The sequence below is a fragment of the Pricia antarctica genome, from assembly GCF_900101815.1.
GTDB classification, from domain to species: Bacteria; Bacteroidota; Bacteroidia; order Flavobacteriales; family Flavobacteriaceae; genus Pricia; species Pricia antarctica.
In genome coordinates this window covers 249,159-266,159 of sequence record NZ_FNAO01000006.1, presented here as the reverse complement: position 1 = coordinate 266,159, position 17,001 = coordinate 249,159, and the positions used below count along the sequence as shown (strand labels likewise).

The following is a 17,001-nucleotide window of genomic DNA, read 5'->3' as shown; positions in this document are numbered from 1 at the left end:
GAAAAACCAATCTGAAAATGAAACTTAGTTTCGCAGCCGTCTTTTTTTTTATGTTGCAGTTATCGGCCAATTCGATATTCTCACAAAAGAAAATTGATCTGGATTATAAGGAAGTCCCTCTAAAGACTGTTTTGGATGAGATAAAGGCCCAAACGGATTATAGTTTTTTTTACAACGTTAAGGAAATCGATGATGCTGCCACCGTTACCTTTAAGGTAAAGCGGGAAACTATCGATAAGGTGCTCTATAAATTAGGCGTCCTCGCCAATTTTGATTTTAAAATTAACGAAAGTCAAATAGTGCTGACCTCAAAATCAAGGGGAACCACTGAGGCATCCAAACAGGACATGGAAATCAACGGTACGATTACCGATAAAAGCGGTACGCCGTTGCCGGGTGCCAACGTTTTGGTCAAAGGTACCACTGTCGGCGCGCAGGCCGATTTCGACGGAAAGTTCACGTTGGAAGTCCCTGAAGGAAAAACCATTCTAGAAGTATCCTATATCGGTTTTCGCACCTTAGAAGTAGATATTACAGGAAAAGATACCATTACCATTGCTTTGGAAGAGGCCGCCGCACAACTTGACGACGTGGTTGTCGTGGGCAGCCGTGGCAAGCCTAGAACTTCTTTTGATTCCCCCGTTCCCGTTGACAACCTAAAGCTCGCAGAACTGGAAGCTACAGGTAGAGGTGTACTCGATCAACAGTTGATGTTCAAAGTACCCTCGTACAATTCCACCCAACAACCGATTTCCGATGCCGCGGCCCACTTTAGTCCCGCCGATTTACGAGGACTTTTTCCAAGCAGGACTTTGGTGCTGGTCAATGGAAAACGTAAAAATGCCAGTGCGCTCGTTTACAGTTATGTGACGCCCGGCCGCGGTGAGGTCGGCGTAGATATGAAATCGATACCCTCGGGTGCCTTGGAGCGGGTCGAAGTGCTCCGTGACGGTGCCGCTGCACAATACGGTTCCGATGCCGTCGCCGGGGTCATCAACCTGGTCATGAAGAAAAAATCCGATCCCTTCATCAATACCAGTTACAGTACGACCACAGAAGGTGATGGTCAGCAATATCAAATAGAAGCCGGCTTTGGAATGGATATAACGGATAAAGGCTACGCCAATTTTACCTTCAATTATTTTGACCAGTCACGTTCCCAGCGTGCGGGTACGGTTACCAGCGCGGCCGACGAAGAAGCGTATTGGGGCGTGACAGAAGATCTCACCTCTTTTCTACAACGAAATCCAAGTGCCGGTTTTCAAGTGGGACTGCCCGATATGACCATCACCAACATCGCCTACAATATGGGATACACGCTAGACGAAGAGAGCAGCACTGAAGTGTATTCTTTTGGTGCCTTGGCGAATAGAAGCGGGTCGGCACCACAATTCGCCCGTGTCCCGTATTGGGTACCCGGATTTGAACAAATCTATCCCGGTGCAGATTTCTTTTTGGCCGAAATGGCTCCGCAAATCGGAGATTACACCTTTTCATTGGGCCTTAAGACCACGTACAACAACTGGAATTTTGATTTGAGCTCTACCATGGGCAGGAACAGAATTGACTATTATATCAAAAATTCCTTCAACCAGTCCTTCGGCGCTGGCAGCCCTTCTGATTTTTACAATGGCGCACACCAGTTCGGCCACGTCGTGAATAATCTAGATGTCGTACGAACCTTTGAGGATATCGGTATAGATGCCTTTACCCTTGCCTTTGGTGCGGAACATAGAACCGAGCACTTCGTCACCGAGGCGGGTGAATTCGCCTCCTACGGTGACGCCACTCCCGACGACCCGACCGACCGAACCGGATCGGAATCTTTCGGTGGTTTTAAGCCAGAGAACGCCTCGAACGATTATCGCAGTAATATTGGCCTGTATACGGATATGACAGCCGATATTTCTGAATCATTTTTGGTAGGTGGTGCGTTGCGGTATGAAAATTACAGTGATTTCGGCTCCAACTTAAGCTGGAAAGTGAACAGCAGGCTGAAAACATTCAATGACAAGCTCGCCTTTCGAGTCTCGATAAGCAGTGGTTTTAGGGCGCCCTCTTTACATCAGGTATTTTATACGGCTCTGACCACTACCCTGACCGAAAACGGGGTACAGCAGAACGGTATTCTTAACAATGCCGATCCCGCGTTGAGGGCTTTGGGCATTCCCAAACTCGATGCCGAAACTTCTTTTAACGTTGGTGGCGGTATGACGTATCGTATCAGTAAAAATATTGGTGTGACCGCCGATGTCTATCAAATCGATGTTGACGACCGCATCGTACTGTCGGGCCAGGTGACACCAACGGGTGATCCCAATAGCCCCATAGACCAGACACTACAGAGTGTAAACGTAGGCGCGGCCGGTTTCTTTTTGAATGCCATTGATACTCGTACACAAGGTATCGATATCGTATTCAATTACGATAACATCGCATTGGGCAGTGGGTTTTTAAGTGGTAGTATCGCTGCCAATTTCAACAAGACCGAGGTAAAGGATACCAACTTCCCGGAATTTATAGTTCAAAATAATTTAGAGGATGCCCTTTTCTCCCGGGAAGATATTTCTAGGGTAGAAAGTTGGAGGCCTAGACAAAAAATAGTGGCCGCGGTCAACTATAGCATCAACAAGTTCAGAACGAATTTATCCTTTCTGAACTACGGAAAAGTTACCTATCGCCACCCTAGCAACACCGACGACGATGCCACCTACGGTGGTAAATGGCTTACGGATTTGAGCTTTAGCTACGACTTCACCGATAAAATAACCTTCACCCTTGGGGCCAACAACCTATTCAATATTTACCCGGATACGTTCGCCGATGCCTATAGTGATAATGGAGGAGTACCCAACGACAGAAACCTCGATTTTGTCGGAAGATTCAAATATCCATGGCAAACGACCCAGTTCGGCATCGATGGAACACGGATATTCAGCAAACTGAATTTCAAGTTTTAATGATTCAATGCATATAGTTTGACTTAATTCATTTTTGAGTTAGTTTTTTGATAGCGTTCAACGCCATCAGTTGTGAAATCGGATGCTTTCTGTGGCCGATACTGTTAAAATCAAATCGGTTTGAGCAAGAGTGAATCTATATTATGCTTACCTTTAACACAGAATTTTTAAATCTAAAAACATGAAAACAATACAATTAACGCTAGTAGGTCTTTTGTTAATAGGCACTTACAGTTGTAAAGAAGTTAAAAAGGATGCCGATAAGGCTGGGGATTCGATGGAAGAATCCATGGACGGTATGGAAGACAATGCCATGAACGATGATATGATGGGCAAAACGCTCACCGTACAAATGCAAGCCAAAGGGGGTAGCGAGGTTCAAGGTACCGTTACTTTTGAGCAAATGGATGGCGAAGTAAAAATGATGGCTGATTTTTCCGGACTAAAGGAAGGGGAACACGCCATACACATTCACGAAAATGCCGACTGTTCTTCTGATGACGGTAAATCGGCCGGGGGACATTGGAACCCAACGGATATGCCACATGGCAAATGGGGCGCTGAAGAAGGCTACCATACCGGTGATATTGGTAATATGACCGCTGATGCCGAGGGTAAGGCCACTATGGAGTTTACGACCGATGAATGGTGTATCGGCTGTGATGACGAGAAAATGAATATTATAGGTCATGGGATTATTGTACACGACGGTCCCGATGACTTTACGTCACAACCTAGCGGCGATGCTGGATCGAGAGTAAGTTGTGGTGAAATCACTGAGTAAATTGTTAATCAATTAAAAACCGCCTATTTGGCGGTTTTTTTTATATTTATAAACTGGACAAACTAACTTTATCAAGGGTGAAATCCGTTGTTCAGTTTAGCTTCTCGGAAATATGGGGCCTCTAAGTTCCGCAACTCCTAAATAACCAATTTCAATACGTATGGATTTAGACGAATTAGTAACGCGTTTCCAGAAAAAAGACGTCATAGCGTTTGAAAAGCTTTATGAAATGTACTGGGAAAATATTTGCGGGGCAATCAATACCGTCGTGAGAGACAAATTTTTGGCCGAAGAGATCGCTCAGGACGTTTTTACCAAAATTTGGAACAAATCCGATAGCTACAGCCCGTCAAAAGGCCGTTTCTTTACTTGGATATTGAATATTGCCCGTAATTCCGCCATCGATAAAGTGCGCTCAAAATCCTATAAAAATCAACAAAAGAATCTGTCCGCCGACTTCTTCGTAGGTATTTTAGACAGAGCGGATACTAACGATTCACCGAACGAAACTACCATCGACACTTCCGCGCTCAAAAAACTGGTACTGAATTTGAAAGAAAAATGCCTTCAGATTATCGAAATGCTCTATTTTAGGGGATATACTCAAAAAGAAGCATCCCACGAGCTCGACATACCTTTGGGAACGGTAAAGACCAGGAACAGAAGCTGTATTTCTAAACTAAGGGAAAATATAACGTTGGAATGGAAGTAGAAAAATACATAACATCGGGAATTTTGGAACTTTACGTGGCTGGATTGCTAACGGAGGACGAAAACTTGGAGGTACATGAGAATGCCACCCAGTATACCGAAATCAGAAACGAAATCTTGGCCATCGAGGCGGCCATACTCGAACTGTCCCAGGCCGTAGCGCCAAAATATGCGAAACGAAAAGGGTTTGAAGACGTTAAAGTACGTATCGGTGAGCGCAAGGATACCAAAGTGGTACAAATGCCGAAAGAGGAAAAATCCAACCTAAGCACCTATATCGGCTGGGCGGCCGCAGTAATCTTCGCTGCCGGATTAGCTTGGTTCTATGTACAGAACGACCAACTGAAATCGGATATCGAAATGGTCAACGAGGAGAATGGGGTATTGGAGCAACAAATAATAGAGGCCCGCGGTTCTTTGACCAATACAGAGCAACTTTTGAGCGCTCTAAGGGACAAAGACGTTTCGGTGATAACCTTGGGCGGACAGGAAGTTTCGCCCGACTCGTATGCCAAGGCCTACTGGAACAAAGAACAGAGAAAAGTGCTTATCGATGCCCAGGGGCTGCCCGAACCTCCCGATGGCATGGTATATCAGGTATGGTCGTTGAAAATGAATCCGCTAACCCCAACGAGCGTTGGGCTTCTTGAGAATTTTGCTTCTGACGATAATAAGATATTCACCTTGAACAACCCCAACGAATCGGAAGCCTTCGGAATTACGCTCGAACCTGCCGGTGGTAGTGAAGGGCCGACCATGGAACAGTTGTATACACTTGGGGCCGTTTCTTCATCCTAGGGAAAAGTACCGATAAAGCTTTGTCAATCCCTGTAAAATTAGTTTTTTACAGGGATTTTTTATCCCTAAACGTTAACAAGGGCGGCTCTCTTATTTTGATAAATAATTGGGGAAATCCAAATTCCAAATACTTCCTGAACTGACTCTGTATCGATAAACTTTTGAAGTGATTGCAATCACTTGCCTTTGAGAAAATTAAGCTCGTTGCTTTTTATGACATAGCCGATGCGCACCATACTAGTAAAAGCCTTATAGTCCATAAGACTTTCGGCCTGGCCCACGTACCATTCCAACATAAAATATTGGTTCGATCTGTTTTTTTTAAAAGGACTATAATAAATACGGGGCCGGTAAGTTCCTTTAGTATCCCAGGTCAAGCCTTTTCGCAGAAGTACCTCAAAATAGAGTTTATTCGGTTTCATTTCATAAGAAAGTTGAAGTTCCCCGAGCCCCCTATACTCTAAAATATCTGAATTTCCTTTTTTATAGGCAAACGGTAACCAAAGTTTTCCTCGAGCCCTTATTTTGTCGCTTAAATTAGTAGCATATTCTATGTTCAATCTATTCCAACTTCTTGAAAATATACTATCCCTGCCGTTTGATTCGTGTTCAAAGTTGATAGATATAATACCCTTCAACCGGTCCCTTTTATTAAAAATAGCCTTCCCTACCCCAATACTTGGATTGAAATTTATTTCTCGAAAGGGGAAAGATTCCTTATAAACGTCCCAAAACGCTTTTTGGCTATAGGTCGCAAAAAGATAGGTGTCCCAGGGCAAGGCGTTTCGCGTTATCATTTGTTTGAAACTGATCTGATACTTGGCATTGGCCGTGTTGCTGTTTACGGAAGTATTCGTGGGTAATCCGGTGATAAAATAATTATCTTTATGGATGGTAAAATAAGGTATATTCTGTATAGAATCCTTGAATTCATCCCGTGTGAAGGCCTGGGCACTGAGTTCCATCATCGGTAAAAGGATGATTGCCAATAAAAAAAACAGAAAATAGGAATTTGGATATTTCCTAGCTATCATGCGCCAATTTTGCGGCAAAGGTACCATTGCAAAATCGTTTCGTTAATCACTTCCAACTAATTTTTGGATTCTTTTATCAACGTACCCGATGTATCCTCATCATTTTGACCAACCATTTGGGAAGGGGTTTTTCCGAATGTCTATTTTTCAGGTCTATGTGAATTCCCAGACGTTTGAAAATGGGTACTTTATGGGTCTCCACCAATTCGATTAAGGTGCCGTCGGGATCTTCGACATAGGCGAATCTGCCGGCTGCATCGCCCATGTCAAAACTGTCGGCGCTATCGACGGTAAACGGATGATTTAGGCCTTTGGCCTCCGAACGAAAGGCATCCATACCCCGTATATCGAAACATAGATGAATGTATCCCAAATCGCCCCACATTCGATCCTTGAAAACAGGGACCGGACTACGATCTAGCGATTGAACCAGTTCAATTTGGGAGGGGCCGTAAAGATCACCAAAACCTCCAACAGGCCGTTTGCGATGTTTTAAAAGAACACGTCTAAAGTTTCCCTTTCCGCCGGGCATATCCGCGAAATCATTAAAAACACCTTTAAGGTCGCTTTCGATGGTATCATAACCCAACAATTTTCGATAAAATTTCAGGGAAACCTCCATGTCCGAAACTCCTATTAAAGCGCCTAATACACCCCCTGATAAATATTTGGTGGATGTAAAACTATAGTCTTCCCGTACGACCTGCACCCAGTTACGCCAAGGATCGGCGAAGAAAAAATGTGATTCTTCATAGATAGTCTTTACATCGTCAAGAGACAACCCGGTCAGGTGTTCTCGGAATTCGGCTAGGTTCCGCGATCGAATTTTCATGGCGTTGATTCCCAAATCTCCTAGTTGTAGTGGCTGTTCAGGTGCCTGCGGCTTACGGTCTTTGAATTGCCATATTTCAAGTCCCCCTCCCCCGACCATATTCAGGGCTAAAAGTGCAACGCGGTTCTGAACACTGCCTTCGGTATATCGAGTCATCAGCTTGGCCGGGGCCACGTCTTCAAAAACAAGGATATCGAAACCCAACTGTTTTTGATACCAGTCGAAAACCTTCTTGGCATCGGCCGCACCTATACCTATCTGCTGGATTCCGTTGATGATTTTGGCCATGTTGTCAGGGTATTGGTTCAATCACGAATTTTGACTGTTGTACGCTTCAAGCTGTTCGCTGTTCGCCGTTCGCTGTTCGCTGTTCGCTGTTCGCAAAGAAAATAGGACGGTTGGTGCGAAACGTTTATTGTTTAGCGTTTAGCGTTTAGCGTTTAGCGTTTAGCCAATCAAACGGATTGATTTCGGACGCAAATAATTCCAATTTTAAGGCTTCGTTATTGCAATTACCTATGTATTATTTTGATAAGGCATCTTGATCAGTCGTTCGTGTAGTGCTTTTAATTTTATTGCTGGATAACCGCACTTAAAAAGTATTACCAACAGAAAATTGGCCAAGTTTATTCTCATATACGAATTGTTCCTATATTTTCTCGCCGAAACAATGAGGTCGTTTTTTATGATGGTGTACCGGATGTTATTTTTTTTCATCCTCTTAAAAAATTCAAAATCCTCCATCAAAACCTGTTTCTCGTCGAAACCTCCCAAGGTATCGAAAACTTTCTTTTTAATAAAAAGACATTGATCGCCACCGCCCGTAAAAATACCATCCTTAGCAGTAAAAAAAGCGTTTATTTGTAGGAAAAAGTCTTTTTTGTCGAAATGGTACGAAAAAAAACCAGCATCGAATCCCTCTTGAATCGCCGCTGAAATATCCGAGATAAATGCATCGGGAGGGGTAACGTCCGCATGTAAAAAAACCAAGATACCTTCTTTCGCCAGTTTCGCCGCGGAATTCATTTGTACAGCCCTTCCCTTGTTCTTGCACCGTATGCATTTTATAGAATACGCTGAAGTCAACCTCTCGGAACCATCTGAATTATCGGAAGAAAGCGCTACTATAATCTCTAAAGGAAAGTCTTCACGAAATTCGGTCAATTGCGGTAGTAGCGCTTGCAAGTTTTCCTTTTCGTTGTGGGCAGGAATGATAATGGTCGTCATAAAAGGGTGCGCCAAGGGGCAGGAGATATCAATTAGTAAATATAAGTATGCGTAGTAAATATGCGTATGAGAAGGTTGTCTGCAATGAGTACTATCTATGTAGATTTACCGTTAAGGTTTTGTGATTATTTTCGACCAAACCGGTATACCCAGTTTTTGTAAATAACAGTATAAACCATAAACAAATCTAATGAACGTATCCCGATTTAAATATTTAACTACTTCAATTTACGTTTTTTTCACATTTTTTAGTATTCAGGCCCAAAACCAGAACGTAAAAATTTCGGATTTTAACGCCCTTTCCGAACAATTCTTAAAAAACATCATCAATGACGGTGACACCAATGAAATCAGGGCCCAATTGTACAATACGACCCTGGATGAACTGGAAAACGGACTAAAGACCGATAATGAAAAACTGGCTTTTTGGACGAATATTTACAATGCCTATATACAGGTAATCCTATCAGAAAATCCGGAACTATACAAAGATAGGCAAGCATTCTTCAAAAAAGAGCAAATTCCTATAGCTGGAAGATTAATTTCCTTTGCCAAAATCGAGCATGGCATCATCCGTAAATCCCAATGGGAACTGGGCGGGGGACTTATACGAAAATGGTTTCCGAATAAATTCGAGCGTAAACTGCGGGTCGATGACCGCAACTATCACATCCATTTTGCACTGAACTGTGGCGCAAAAGACTGTCCGCCGGTAGCCATCTACGAAGCTGATCGACTTGAGAAACAGTTCGATAAAGGCACAAAGGCCTATTTAAAGCGAGTGTCGGAGTACGATTCAGATACAAAAGAAGTAAAGACAACTCCCCTATTCAGCTGGTTCCGAGGTGATTTTGGCTGTAAAAACGGCGTAAAGGATATTCTAAAGGAATACGGTATCATCCCCACCACGAAAAACATAGACCTTACCTATAAAAATTACGACTGGACTTTAGATTTGGATAATTTTACAGAACTGTAGGAAATCTCATTCTAAGCGTTGAATCAAAATCTTTTGCAATCCCCTACAATTGCGCTATCTCCTTTTCCGTTGCAGGACCTAATTCGTATACTGCCCCGAGCAATTCGTCCTTAAGTTGCTTTACACGATCGGTCGAACCGGTGGCCTTATAGATTTCTGCGGTACGAAGAAGTACAGCAGGTTCATAGGTCTTGCCCTCAATGTGCTCTTCAACAATATCGAGCGCTTTTTGCGTGTCTCCCTTTTTTAAATAGGAATTCGCCAAAAAACTGTAGGATTCGGGAGTCGGCCTGTTTGTTACCTCCCTTTCGGCTAGCGCTAAGGCTTTATCATATTGCTCAGTATCGTTTAAATAGAGGGAAATATTATATGAATTGTACATATCGCCATAAGCGGAATCTTGAACCAATTTGAAATATTTGTCGAGATTGACCACACTTTTCATATCGTCGCCCATATATTCGGCGATTTCGGATTTTAGTAAAAAATAAACGGGAGATTTATAATACTGGGTAACGGAGTCTAAAATGCGCATCGCCTCTTCCGGTTTTTTTTCATAGGAAAATACAATCCAGGCAATTCCCTTTTTAGCATAAGCATTTTCGGGGTCTATCCGTAAGGCTTTTAGAAAATGACCGTACGATTCGTCGATTCTTCCGGCATGACCGTAATAATCGGCTAAATGGGTATACGACCATACCATTAATCCCGTGTTTTTAGAATTTTCGGCTTTCTCCGTAGCTTTTTCCATAAAACGGATGGTCGTATCAAGATCTCCGTTATGATCGTTCCATTTGGCCAAACGGATTAAATATCCGAAATCGTCCCTATTTTTAAGGCTGTCCAAATATTTTTCGGCCGTATCGTAATTGCCCAGCTCCATTTGCACGTCGAACATCAAGCCTTTGGTCTGTTTGAGACCGCTGCCTATGGCGTTCGCCGAGTCGGCCCATTGCTTGGCTTCCTTAAATCGATGCTGCGAAATATAGTTTCGCGCCAAAGCCCTATACATACTCGCTCGGCTGACATTGGCAATATCGGCGGCTTTTTTAAGCACTTTTTCTGCTTTTTTCAAGTATCTAATGTCGCCAGTGTTCTGAAAGTAGCGGTTATACTCCCCACCAACGATTCCAAAGCTCATCAGTTGCGAGCTATCGGGCTTAATTTTGGAATTCCAAAGTTCAAAATATTTTGAATTGGTTTTCGGGGGACTGGAAACCAAATATTTGTCATAATCCTTTTTATCCGTGATTTGATTCTCACTAGCTGTTTGGCAGGAGGATAAAAAAAGTACCCATATAATTGTAGTAATATATTTCATCTTCGAAATTTTAGCAGTCATTGTGTTAGTAAGGTTGTAAAGCGTATTGAGCGTATTTGATAAATAACTAGGATAAAAAAAGGGAGGATGGGAAACCCATCCCCCCAGAATAACTCCCTTTTTCATAGACTGATGTCTTATTCAGGAGCTCCCAAATATGGGAAATCGTCTGATGGGGATGCTGTTAGGGCAACACCATCTGATACTAATTGTGGGAAGGTTCCAACGCCTTCAACTTCTTGACCGTTAAAACGATCACCGGTCGAACCTCCAAAAAGAAGGATAAGGGAAACATCGATTACGTCATCTTGTGGTGTTCTACCCGTAAAACCAATCGCGTAAAATCAGGCGCTCCGGACCCTGTAATGAATTAGGTTGTGGCGGCATCAGGCGCTATTTCATTTTAAAGTTTTAAGATTATTATTCAACCCTACTTACGTAACAATTTTAGCGAGGTTTTAACGTAAGTGTTAAAATAAAGTTAATACTAATTTTCTCGTAGAAGTGTAATATGATGCTGGTTAATGATGTATCAATATCAAAGCAAATCTTGTTTTTCGACTCAATTTGTACCATAAAGCAATATTTTTATGTTTCTATCCTCCCAAACCACTAACTTTTAATACGGTAACTGATTATCACCTAAATATTTTTAGACTTTAAGCCATATGAAATCTATAGATCTTTATTCATTTTATAGTAATTTCGCCCTTTAATCGCAACCTATGAACCCTTCAGCCTCCGGTTGGATAAATAAATTCGGCTCCTTGATTACCAAGGACGTAACTTCCCATTCGGATTTTACTGCACTCTACGGATCCTTAAAAAAAACAGGGTTTATATACGGTATCAATACTTCGATTCCTGATTTTATTTCACCAGAACACGTTCTTTCGGAAGATGAAAAAGCCAAGATCAATCTACTGAACGCCCTTTACACAACGTTCAGATTGACCTCGCAAGAACCTGATTTCGGACAATTTGTATCTCAGGTTTTTCAATTTTACAAAGATCTCCAGGTCAGCCGCAGCTCCTTTCTCAACAAAATACTTACCGGGAGTAAAACATCCGCACAGCTCGAAAAACTGATAGATTCTCGGGTATATCTTGCCGATAACGTCATCAGCAAGACCTTTAACCGTATCATCACCAACTCCCTATTGTGTATTGACGTACTTCTATTTAAAAGGTACCTCCACCGCCCGGGTGATATTCGAAAACATGCGGAATTGTTGGAATACTTGGCCATCAACATAACCTATCACGCATTGAGTTCGAAAGAAAAGAGCAAAAGCGATGAACGGCTGGCCGACCTGTTTGCGGCCTCGTTGACCTTTATCGATAGCAATGCAGAGGATTTTGACGGTTCGTACCGTGAAAAGCTGTGGCATAATCGTAAAACATGGGAAAATCAATATTTACTCGATATCGCCTGTATGACGGTTTGGGAGGATAAATCGCTGGCGCATAGGGAGTCGGAATTTATTTTCGGCCTAGGCCAAAACCTTGGCTTTGATGACGGACATATTGCCAAAACATTAGATGAAACCCGCATTTTTTTTAATGAAAATGCAGAAGAGATTCCCTTTTTAAAGGATACAAATGCGGCGGTACAGTTTTATGACAGTATGGCCAAAGTGGTAGACAAGCTCATTTTAAGGAACAGCAAGCGTCTTCAAAAAGAACTTTCGGAAAGTAAGGAACTCGTTTATCTGCTTTCGAAATCCGCGGTGAAGGATCTTAGCAAAGAGGAAAAGAAAAAAGTTCAAAACCAGTTGATGGATGTATTCAAAAGTATCCCTTCCTTAGCCATTTTCATACTCCCCGGAGGGGCGGTTTTGCTTCCCATATTCATTAAATTGATTCCTAAGTTACTACCCTCTGCTTTTGATGAAAATCGAATTGAAAAATAAGTATTATCTTACAAATTTTCAATTATAAGAAAAATCTATAGTTAATAGTAAATAACTTAAAATCAATATTTTATATACATCTACTCCAACCATAACTTAAAATCGCGCACTCGCTCTCTACTCACTATGATTTCTTGCTCCGAAAACCGTTTCATCTTGATTTGAAGCCTTGAATTTGTGTATGAAATAATATCTTTGATATGGTCGATGTTCACATAGAACTTACGACTGACACGGAAGAAAGTTTTAGGCTCAAGTTCACGCTCCAAATTTTCTAAAGTGGTATCGAGCAGGTAATTTCTTCCATCGGAGGTAGCGGCATAAGTGCCCTTGTTTTCACTGTAAAAACATTCAACCTCATCGGCGTTTATAATTTTAAGATGCTGCCCTACCCGAGCGGTAAATCGTTTTTTGTATTCCCGCTCCAGCGGATCGACCAATAACCTTTTGATATCCTCAAAATCCAACGCCATTTTTTGAAGTGCCGGCTTTCGGGTTCGGTACTTTTTGACAGCCATCTCAAGTTCTTCGTCATCGATAGGCTTCAAGAGATAATCGATGCTGTTCAGTTTGAACGCCTGCAACGCATATTCGTCGAAGGCCGTGGTAAAGATGATGGCACTGTGTACTTCAACCGCATCGAATATTTCGAAGGAAAGTCCGTCGGACAGTTGGATATCCAAAAAAATGAGATCGGGATGTTCGTTGTCCTTGAACCAATCGATTGATTCTTCGACGGAATGAAGCATTGTGGTGACCTCAACGCCCAAATCGGCCAACAGGCGCGCCAAACGGCGGGCTGAGGGTTTTTCATCTTCGATGATGATGGTAGTCATAGAACGCGGGATTGGGGTTTACTAAAACGAATTATTAGTTGAAGGTTGCGGTGGGGCAAGGAATACATTATTTGTACTTTTCCGAATGTATCCGATCTTCTTCCATGTATTTTTGAATTTGTCGGTCCTCCCAGTCCTTGCTGAAAAAAGGACTGTAGCCCAATACCCTTACGGCATGAAATGCCAGACCTATGCCCCAAAATAGGGGAGTTATAAACGTATCCAAATCAAAAAGTGCTTCGTTGAAACTCTCACCGTTGCCCATTCGTGAGTTGACCGATACTATTGTTAGAAAAAGGTTTACCAGCACATATACCGTCGCATGAATGTAAAAACCCTTGAGCTGTGCGACCCGTTTTCTAGCTATTAACTGTTTGTTTCTTCTATTTGTTTCCATAATGCTTATTTATAATTTATCGTTAGTTTGCGTTCTATATCGGTAAATTGCTACTGTCACTACTCCCAACGGGCTTTCCGCTCATCTTCTTGCATAAATTCCTTGATTTTTCGCTCTTCCCAATCCCGTCCAAAAAAAGGATTTATGACGAAGGCCCTTGCGGCTTGAAAGGCCAGTCCGATGCCCCACCCGAAAGCGGCCCAGAGAAACCAGGGATAATTCCATTCGTCGGTATAATAATTCAGGCCGGCCAGCAATGATATGACTACTATATAGGATATCAGATTATTATAAAATTTTCTGATTTCCGCTATCCGCTCCTTGGCATTTAGATACTTGTTTTCTTGGTCTATATTATTCATTTGAAGTATTTTAATTAGTTACTCTTGTAAATATCCGAATATCTGAAAGCTCTTGTAAATAGGAATTTCCGAAGTGTCGGTTTCTGGGGATGAACTGTTCCTCACCGCATTTAAGGGCTACTTCTCATCCTCCATAAACTCCCGCATTTTTTTCTCTTCCCAGTCTTTACCTAAAATCGGATTATACCCAAAAGCTTCCATGACTTGCCTGGCAAGCCCAAAGCCCCAACCGATGGCCGGAAAAAGCACCCACGCAAAACTTGTCGTGCGGTAGTTCACAACCGCCAAGATTGGAATGACAATACAGTAAGCTATTAAATTGCCGTAAAAACGCTTTATGGCTTCCATTCGTGCCTTCGCCTTTTCGTAGCGCTTGTCAGCAATAAATTCCTGTTGCGTCTCCATAAACGCTATTTTTTTGAAGAGCATCGGTAGACGGACGCTAAAATGAGTTCCGTTTTTATCTATGTGCACCTTTCGCTCGGTAAGAATGCCGTAACGCTGTTGGATATTGCGCAAGCCAAAGCCACTGCTTTTTTTTACGGTCTGTTTTTCTTGCAGATTATTTTGGACGACAAGATTATCAACATCTTCGAACACCTTTATGTATAAGGGATTTGATGGGGTTACCACATTGTGTTTTACTGCATTTTCTAACAATAACTGCAGGGAAAGCGGTACAATTTTGGCGTCGGGATTCAGGCTTGTATCGGGAATTTCTAAAACGATACTGTCTTCAAAACGCATTTTTAAAAGCTGCACGTAGGTCTTGGCGAATTGAAGCTCTTCATCGACACTGATCAGATCTTTGTTTTTCTGTTCCAACACATACCGATATACCTTGGATAGCGACGTAGTAAATTTCTGCGCCTGCTGTGGATTCTCCTCGATCAAGCTGGTCAGCACGTTCAGGCTGTTGAACAGAAAGTGCGGATCTAACTGATTTTTAAGGGCATCGAACTTGGCGGAAGCGGTACCGGCTATAATTTTTTGTTCCTTGAACTTGGATTCCTGACGGTTCTTGAAATAGAAGAAAGCGTAGAAAATGCTTGACACCACAATAATTATGACTACGGATACCCAGTAATACCTTAAACTTTCTTTGGTCCAAAACTCCTGTACCGGCATACCCTCTAAAACTATCCGGTGTAAAAATCGTGCAAAAAATAGGGCCGCCAAGGAAACGGTTACCGTACCAGCTATGGAAATCGGAAAACTTTTGGAGCCAAATAGTTTTCTATCGAATTTATTCAAAAGGTAAATGAAGAGATAGGCATTCGCCATATAAATAATGACCGAATACATTAGGTTGATGTAATACTCTTCCCATAATTCGTCATAGTTAAGGCCGTTGTCGAATTTCCCACTGAAGTAGCCTATAATCAGCAACACTGCAAAAATGCAGGTTCCGACAATGGTCCCTTTACTCATTTCCCTTAAAAATACTCGCATATCCTACTATCTAACACTCTGAATTTTAAAAATATCTTATTGACCGATTTGAAATCTGTTAACTTCTGAGCTAATCGCAGATTTCAAAACGGTCTCTTACCTGATTCGAAAGGGTCTAAAATCTTACTTCGATTAAAGGTAGCAAAAAGTAACAAGTTGAACTGTTTATTCGCCCATGCACTGCTTCGCTACCCCTTCCGCCCTTTCCTTTCCCCATTTTGGGTAAAACGGGGTGTCATTTTCAAAGGTTTCGAAAAGTTCCAAAGCTCGCTCCACATCCTTGCAATAGGGGGTGGTATCCTTACCGAATACCGTGCGGAGCCCAAGTCCCATTCCGCTTTGGAAAAAACTACTCGAGGTTTTTTCGGGGCAAGTTGTAGCGCCTTTTGATAGAGTTGTGTATTCTTTCCAGTTAGCGTCATGCCGTAGGTGGCTCCGTCAAAAGCGATCCAGGCGGTATTAATCAAAGCCTCCATCACCAGCAGTTCGGGGTTGGCGGGCGACAGGTTTTTAGCGATGTCGTTGAACTCCTTTGCCTTTTCCAACTGTTGGGTAAGGATTTTTTTATCGCTCTCCCCGAAGGATGCGGTCGTGTTCACCAAGGCGGCATAGTGATAGGGCAACCAGTTGTACTCTTCCGCCATGGCAATGCGCTCAAAAAGGTTCGAGGCCAGTGTTGTCTTTTGTTCACCCCAAAGTTGTGGGGCCCTTTGCATGCCGTCGGTGTATTTGTTTTGGGCACTCATCGGAAGTGATGTTGTTAAAAAGAGAATGATAATTGTATTTTTCTTGAGGGTTCGTTGGGTGTCTAGATAGCCGTAGGATACCCAATAATCGAGGTTCTTAATACTCTTGTTGTCCGTCCAGAAAATATCCAGTCCCGATGCGTATCCGGTTCCGAAATTGTTGAAATTGGAATCGATCCGAGGTATTTTGGTGTTGTATTTAACCAGGCTACCGTACTCTTTATAGTACGCCTCGGCCCTAAACGTATTTCCGTCACTCAAAACTGATAGTTCAGGATATAATGGGATGCTTTCTCAAAATTCAAGGAACTGTCGTACCGCAGCGTTTCCTTAGTGGGAGTTTGGTAAAAGTCCCCATAAGCCAGTGAGAACTGTCCTTTTTCACTTGACTTGTAGGCCAACGAGGGCCGGGGCGACAGGGTAAAGTCTTCGATTAAACCGCTAAACTTCCCTCTTACCCCCAGCTTTAAGGGCAGTCTATTGCTGAAAAAAATATCGCTCTCGACAAAACCGGCCCACAGTTGGTCGCCATACCCCGAGTTGCGGGCAAAGTCATCCGATGATTTAAAACGCTCTTCGTAATCGGTGATAAAATACTCGCTTCCCAAAGACAGGTTGAAGCGACTGCTAAAGTTCTTTTTCAATTTGA

General features: G+C 42.6%; 16 protein-coding genes. 6 read left to right on the top strand and 10 right to left on the bottom strand.

Going from position 1 to position 17,001, the window contains the following annotated elements:
* Positions 1 to 17 precede the first annotated feature (17 nt).
* The 4 genes from BLT07_RS13180 (at position 18) to BLT07_RS13165 (ending at position 5,253) form a co-directional block, all read left to right on the top strand.
* Complete coding sequence (locus tag BLT07_RS13180) at positions 18 to 2,960, top strand: TonB-dependent receptor domain-containing protein (RefSeq protein WP_245726543.1); 2,943 nt, start codon at positions 18 to 20, stop codon at positions 2,958 to 2,960.
* 181 nt (positions 2,961 to 3,141) lie between these two features.
* Positions 3,142 to 3,744: a superoxide dismutase family protein gene (locus BLT07_RS13175; protein ID WP_091869434.1), complete on the top strand. Its 603-nt coding sequence runs from the start codon at positions 3,142 to 3,144 to the stop codon at positions 3,742 to 3,744.
* Between the two features lie 160 nt (positions 3,745 to 3,904).
* The gene (locus BLT07_RS13170; protein ID WP_091869431.1) at positions 3,905 to 4,456 is read left to right on the top strand and encodes an RNA polymerase sigma factor; all 552 of its coding nucleotides are present in this window, start codon (positions 3,905 to 3,907) and stop codon (positions 4,454 to 4,456) included.
* Entirely contained in the window at positions 4,447 to 5,253 is an 807-nt protein-coding gene (locus BLT07_RS13165; protein ID WP_091869428.1) for an anti-sigma factor, read from the top strand. The genes BLT07_RS13170 and BLT07_RS13165 overlap by 10 nt, the downstream gene beginning before the upstream one ends.
* A gap of 176 nt (positions 5,254 to 5,429) precedes the next feature.
* Here BLT07_RS13165 and BLT07_RS13160 read toward each other — a convergent pair whose 3' ends face one another.
* The 3 genes from BLT07_RS13160 to BLT07_RS13150 form a co-directional block, all read right to left on the bottom strand.
* On the bottom strand, positions 5,430 to 6,287 hold the full coding sequence (locus BLT07_RS13160; protein ID WP_091869916.1) for a phospholipase A: 858 nt from the start codon (positions 6,285 to 6,287) through the stop codon (positions 5,430 to 5,432).
* 76 nt (positions 6,288 to 6,363) lie between these two features.
* The gene (locus BLT07_RS13155; protein ID WP_091869425.1) at positions 6,364 to 7,407 is read right to left on the bottom strand and encodes a VOC family protein; all 1,044 of its coding nucleotides are present in this window, start codon (positions 7,405 to 7,407) and stop codon (positions 6,364 to 6,366) included.
* A gap of 228 nt (positions 7,408 to 7,635) precedes the next feature.
* A complete protein-coding gene (locus BLT07_RS13150) occupies positions 7,636 to 8,346 on the bottom strand; it encodes a TIGR04283 family arsenosugar biosynthesis glycosyltransferase (protein ID WP_091869421.1) in 711 nt (236 codons plus the stop codon).
* Positions 8,347 to 8,536: 190 nt separating this feature from the next.
* On the opposite strand from BLT07_RS13150, the gene BLT07_RS13145 reads away from it, so the two are divergent.
* On the top strand, positions 8,537 to 9,325 hold the full coding sequence (locus BLT07_RS13145) for a DUF547 domain-containing protein (RefSeq protein ID WP_091869418.1): 789 nt from the start codon (positions 8,537 to 8,539) through the stop codon (positions 9,323 to 9,325).
* A 43-nt stretch (positions 9,326 to 9,368) separates the two neighbouring features.
* On the opposite strand, the gene BLT07_RS13140 is transcribed toward BLT07_RS13145, so the two are convergent.
* Positions 9,369 to 10,646 carry a tetratricopeptide repeat protein gene (locus BLT07_RS13140; protein WP_091869913.1) on the bottom strand — a complete coding sequence of 426 codons (1,278 nt, stop codon included), beginning with the start codon at positions 10,644 to 10,646 and terminating at the stop codon, positions 9,369 to 9,371.
* Between the two features lie 725 nt (positions 10,647 to 11,371).
* On the opposite strand from BLT07_RS13140, the gene BLT07_RS13130 reads away from it, so the two are divergent.
* A complete protein-coding gene (locus BLT07_RS13130) occupies positions 11,372 to 12,559 on the top strand; it encodes an LETM1-related biofilm-associated protein (RefSeq protein WP_091869415.1) in 1,188 nt (395 codons plus the stop codon).
* Between the two features lie 80 nt (positions 12,560 to 12,639).
* On the opposite strand, the gene BLT07_RS13125 is transcribed toward BLT07_RS13130, so the two are convergent.
* The 6 genes from BLT07_RS13125 to BLT07_RS13100 all read right to left on the bottom strand — a co-directional run bounded on the left by BLT07_RS13125 (position 12,640) and on the right by BLT07_RS13100 (position 16,996).
* A complete protein-coding gene (locus BLT07_RS13125) occupies positions 12,640 to 13,395 on the bottom strand; it encodes a LytR/AlgR family response regulator transcription factor (protein ID WP_091869412.1) in 756 nt (251 codons plus the stop codon).
* A gap of 67 nt (positions 13,396 to 13,462) precedes the next feature.
* Positions 13,463 to 13,792 carry a 2TM domain-containing protein gene (locus BLT07_RS13120; RefSeq protein WP_091869409.1) on the bottom strand — a complete coding sequence of 110 codons (330 nt, stop codon included), beginning with the start codon at positions 13,790 to 13,792 and terminating at the stop codon, positions 13,463 to 13,465.
* A gap of 59 nt (positions 13,793 to 13,851) precedes the next feature.
* Positions 13,852 to 14,154, bottom strand: a complete 303-nt coding sequence (locus BLT07_RS13115) for a 2TM domain-containing protein (RefSeq protein WP_091869406.1) — start codon at positions 14,152 to 14,154, stop codon at positions 13,852 to 13,854.
* Positions 14,155 to 14,271: 117 nt separating this feature from the next.
* On the bottom strand, positions 14,272 to 15,606 hold the full coding sequence (locus BLT07_RS13110; RefSeq protein ID WP_091869403.1) for a histidine kinase: 1,335 nt from the start codon (positions 15,604 to 15,606) through the stop codon (positions 14,272 to 14,274).
* A 188-nt stretch (positions 15,607 to 15,794) separates the two neighbouring features.
* Positions 15,795 to 16,613 carry a hypothetical protein gene (locus BLT07_RS13105; protein WP_317040764.1) on the bottom strand — a complete coding sequence of 273 codons (819 nt, stop codon included), beginning with the start codon at positions 16,611 to 16,613 and terminating at the stop codon, positions 15,795 to 15,797.
* The gene (locus BLT07_RS13100) at positions 16,610 to 16,996 is read right to left on the bottom strand and encodes a hypothetical protein (RefSeq protein ID WP_139205144.1); all 387 of its coding nucleotides are present in this window, start codon (positions 16,994 to 16,996) and stop codon (positions 16,610 to 16,612) included. Before BLT07_RS13100 ends, BLT07_RS13105 begins: the two co-directional genes overlap by 4 nt.
* Between the last annotated feature and the right edge of the window lie 5 nt (positions 16,997 to 17,001).

Bases quoted from the DNA above. Each gene is read 5' to 3' on its own strand.
- BLT07_RS13110 (WP_091869403.1), bottom strand. From the start codon at position 15,606: ATGCGAGTATTTTTAAGGGAAATGAGTAAAGGGACCATTGTCGGAACC.
- BLT07_RS13180 (WP_245726543.1), top strand. From the start codon at position 18: ATGAAACTTAGTTTCGCAGCCGTCTTTTTTTTTATGTTGCAGTTATCG.
- BLT07_RS13120 (WP_091869409.1), bottom strand. From the start codon at position 13,792: ATGGAAACAAATAGAAGAAACAAACAGTTAATAGCTAGAAAACGGGTC.
- BLT07_RS13150 (WP_091869421.1), bottom strand. From the start codon at position 8,346: ATGACGACCATTATCATTCCTGCCCACAACGAAAAGGAAAACTTGCAA.
- BLT07_RS13155 (WP_091869425.1), bottom strand. From the start codon at position 7,407: ATGGCCAAAATCATCAACGGAATCCAGCAGATAGGTATAGGTGCGGCC.
- BLT07_RS13115 (WP_091869406.1), bottom strand. From the start codon at position 14,154: ATGAATAATATAGACCAAGAAAACAAGTATCTAAATGCCAAGGAGCGG.
- BLT07_RS13125 (WP_091869412.1), bottom strand. From the start codon at position 13,395: ATGACTACCATCATCATCGAAGATGAAAAACCCTCAGCCCGCCGTTTG.
- BLT07_RS13145 (WP_091869418.1), top strand. From the start codon at position 8,537: ATGAACGTATCCCGATTTAAATATTTAACTACTTCAATTTACGTTTTT.
- BLT07_RS13170 (WP_091869431.1), top strand. From the start codon at position 3,905: ATGGATTTAGACGAATTAGTAACGCGTTTCCAGAAAAAAGACGTCATA.
- BLT07_RS13160 (WP_091869916.1), bottom strand. From the start codon at position 6,287: ATGATAGCTAGGAAATATCCAAATTCCTATTTTCTGTTTTTTTTATTG.
- BLT07_RS13130 (WP_091869415.1), top strand. From the start codon at position 11,372: ATGAACCCTTCAGCCTCCGGTTGGATAAATAAATTCGGCTCCTTGATT.
- BLT07_RS13175 (WP_091869434.1), top strand. From the start codon at position 3,142: ATGAAAACAATACAATTAACGCTAGTAGGTCTTTTGTTAATAGGCACT.
- BLT07_RS13140 (WP_091869913.1), bottom strand. From the start codon at position 10,646: ATGAAATATATTACTACAATTATATGGGTACTTTTTTTATCCTCCTGC.
- BLT07_RS13165 (WP_091869428.1), top strand. From the start codon at position 4,447: ATGGAAGTAGAAAAATACATAACATCGGGAATTTTGGAACTTTACGTG.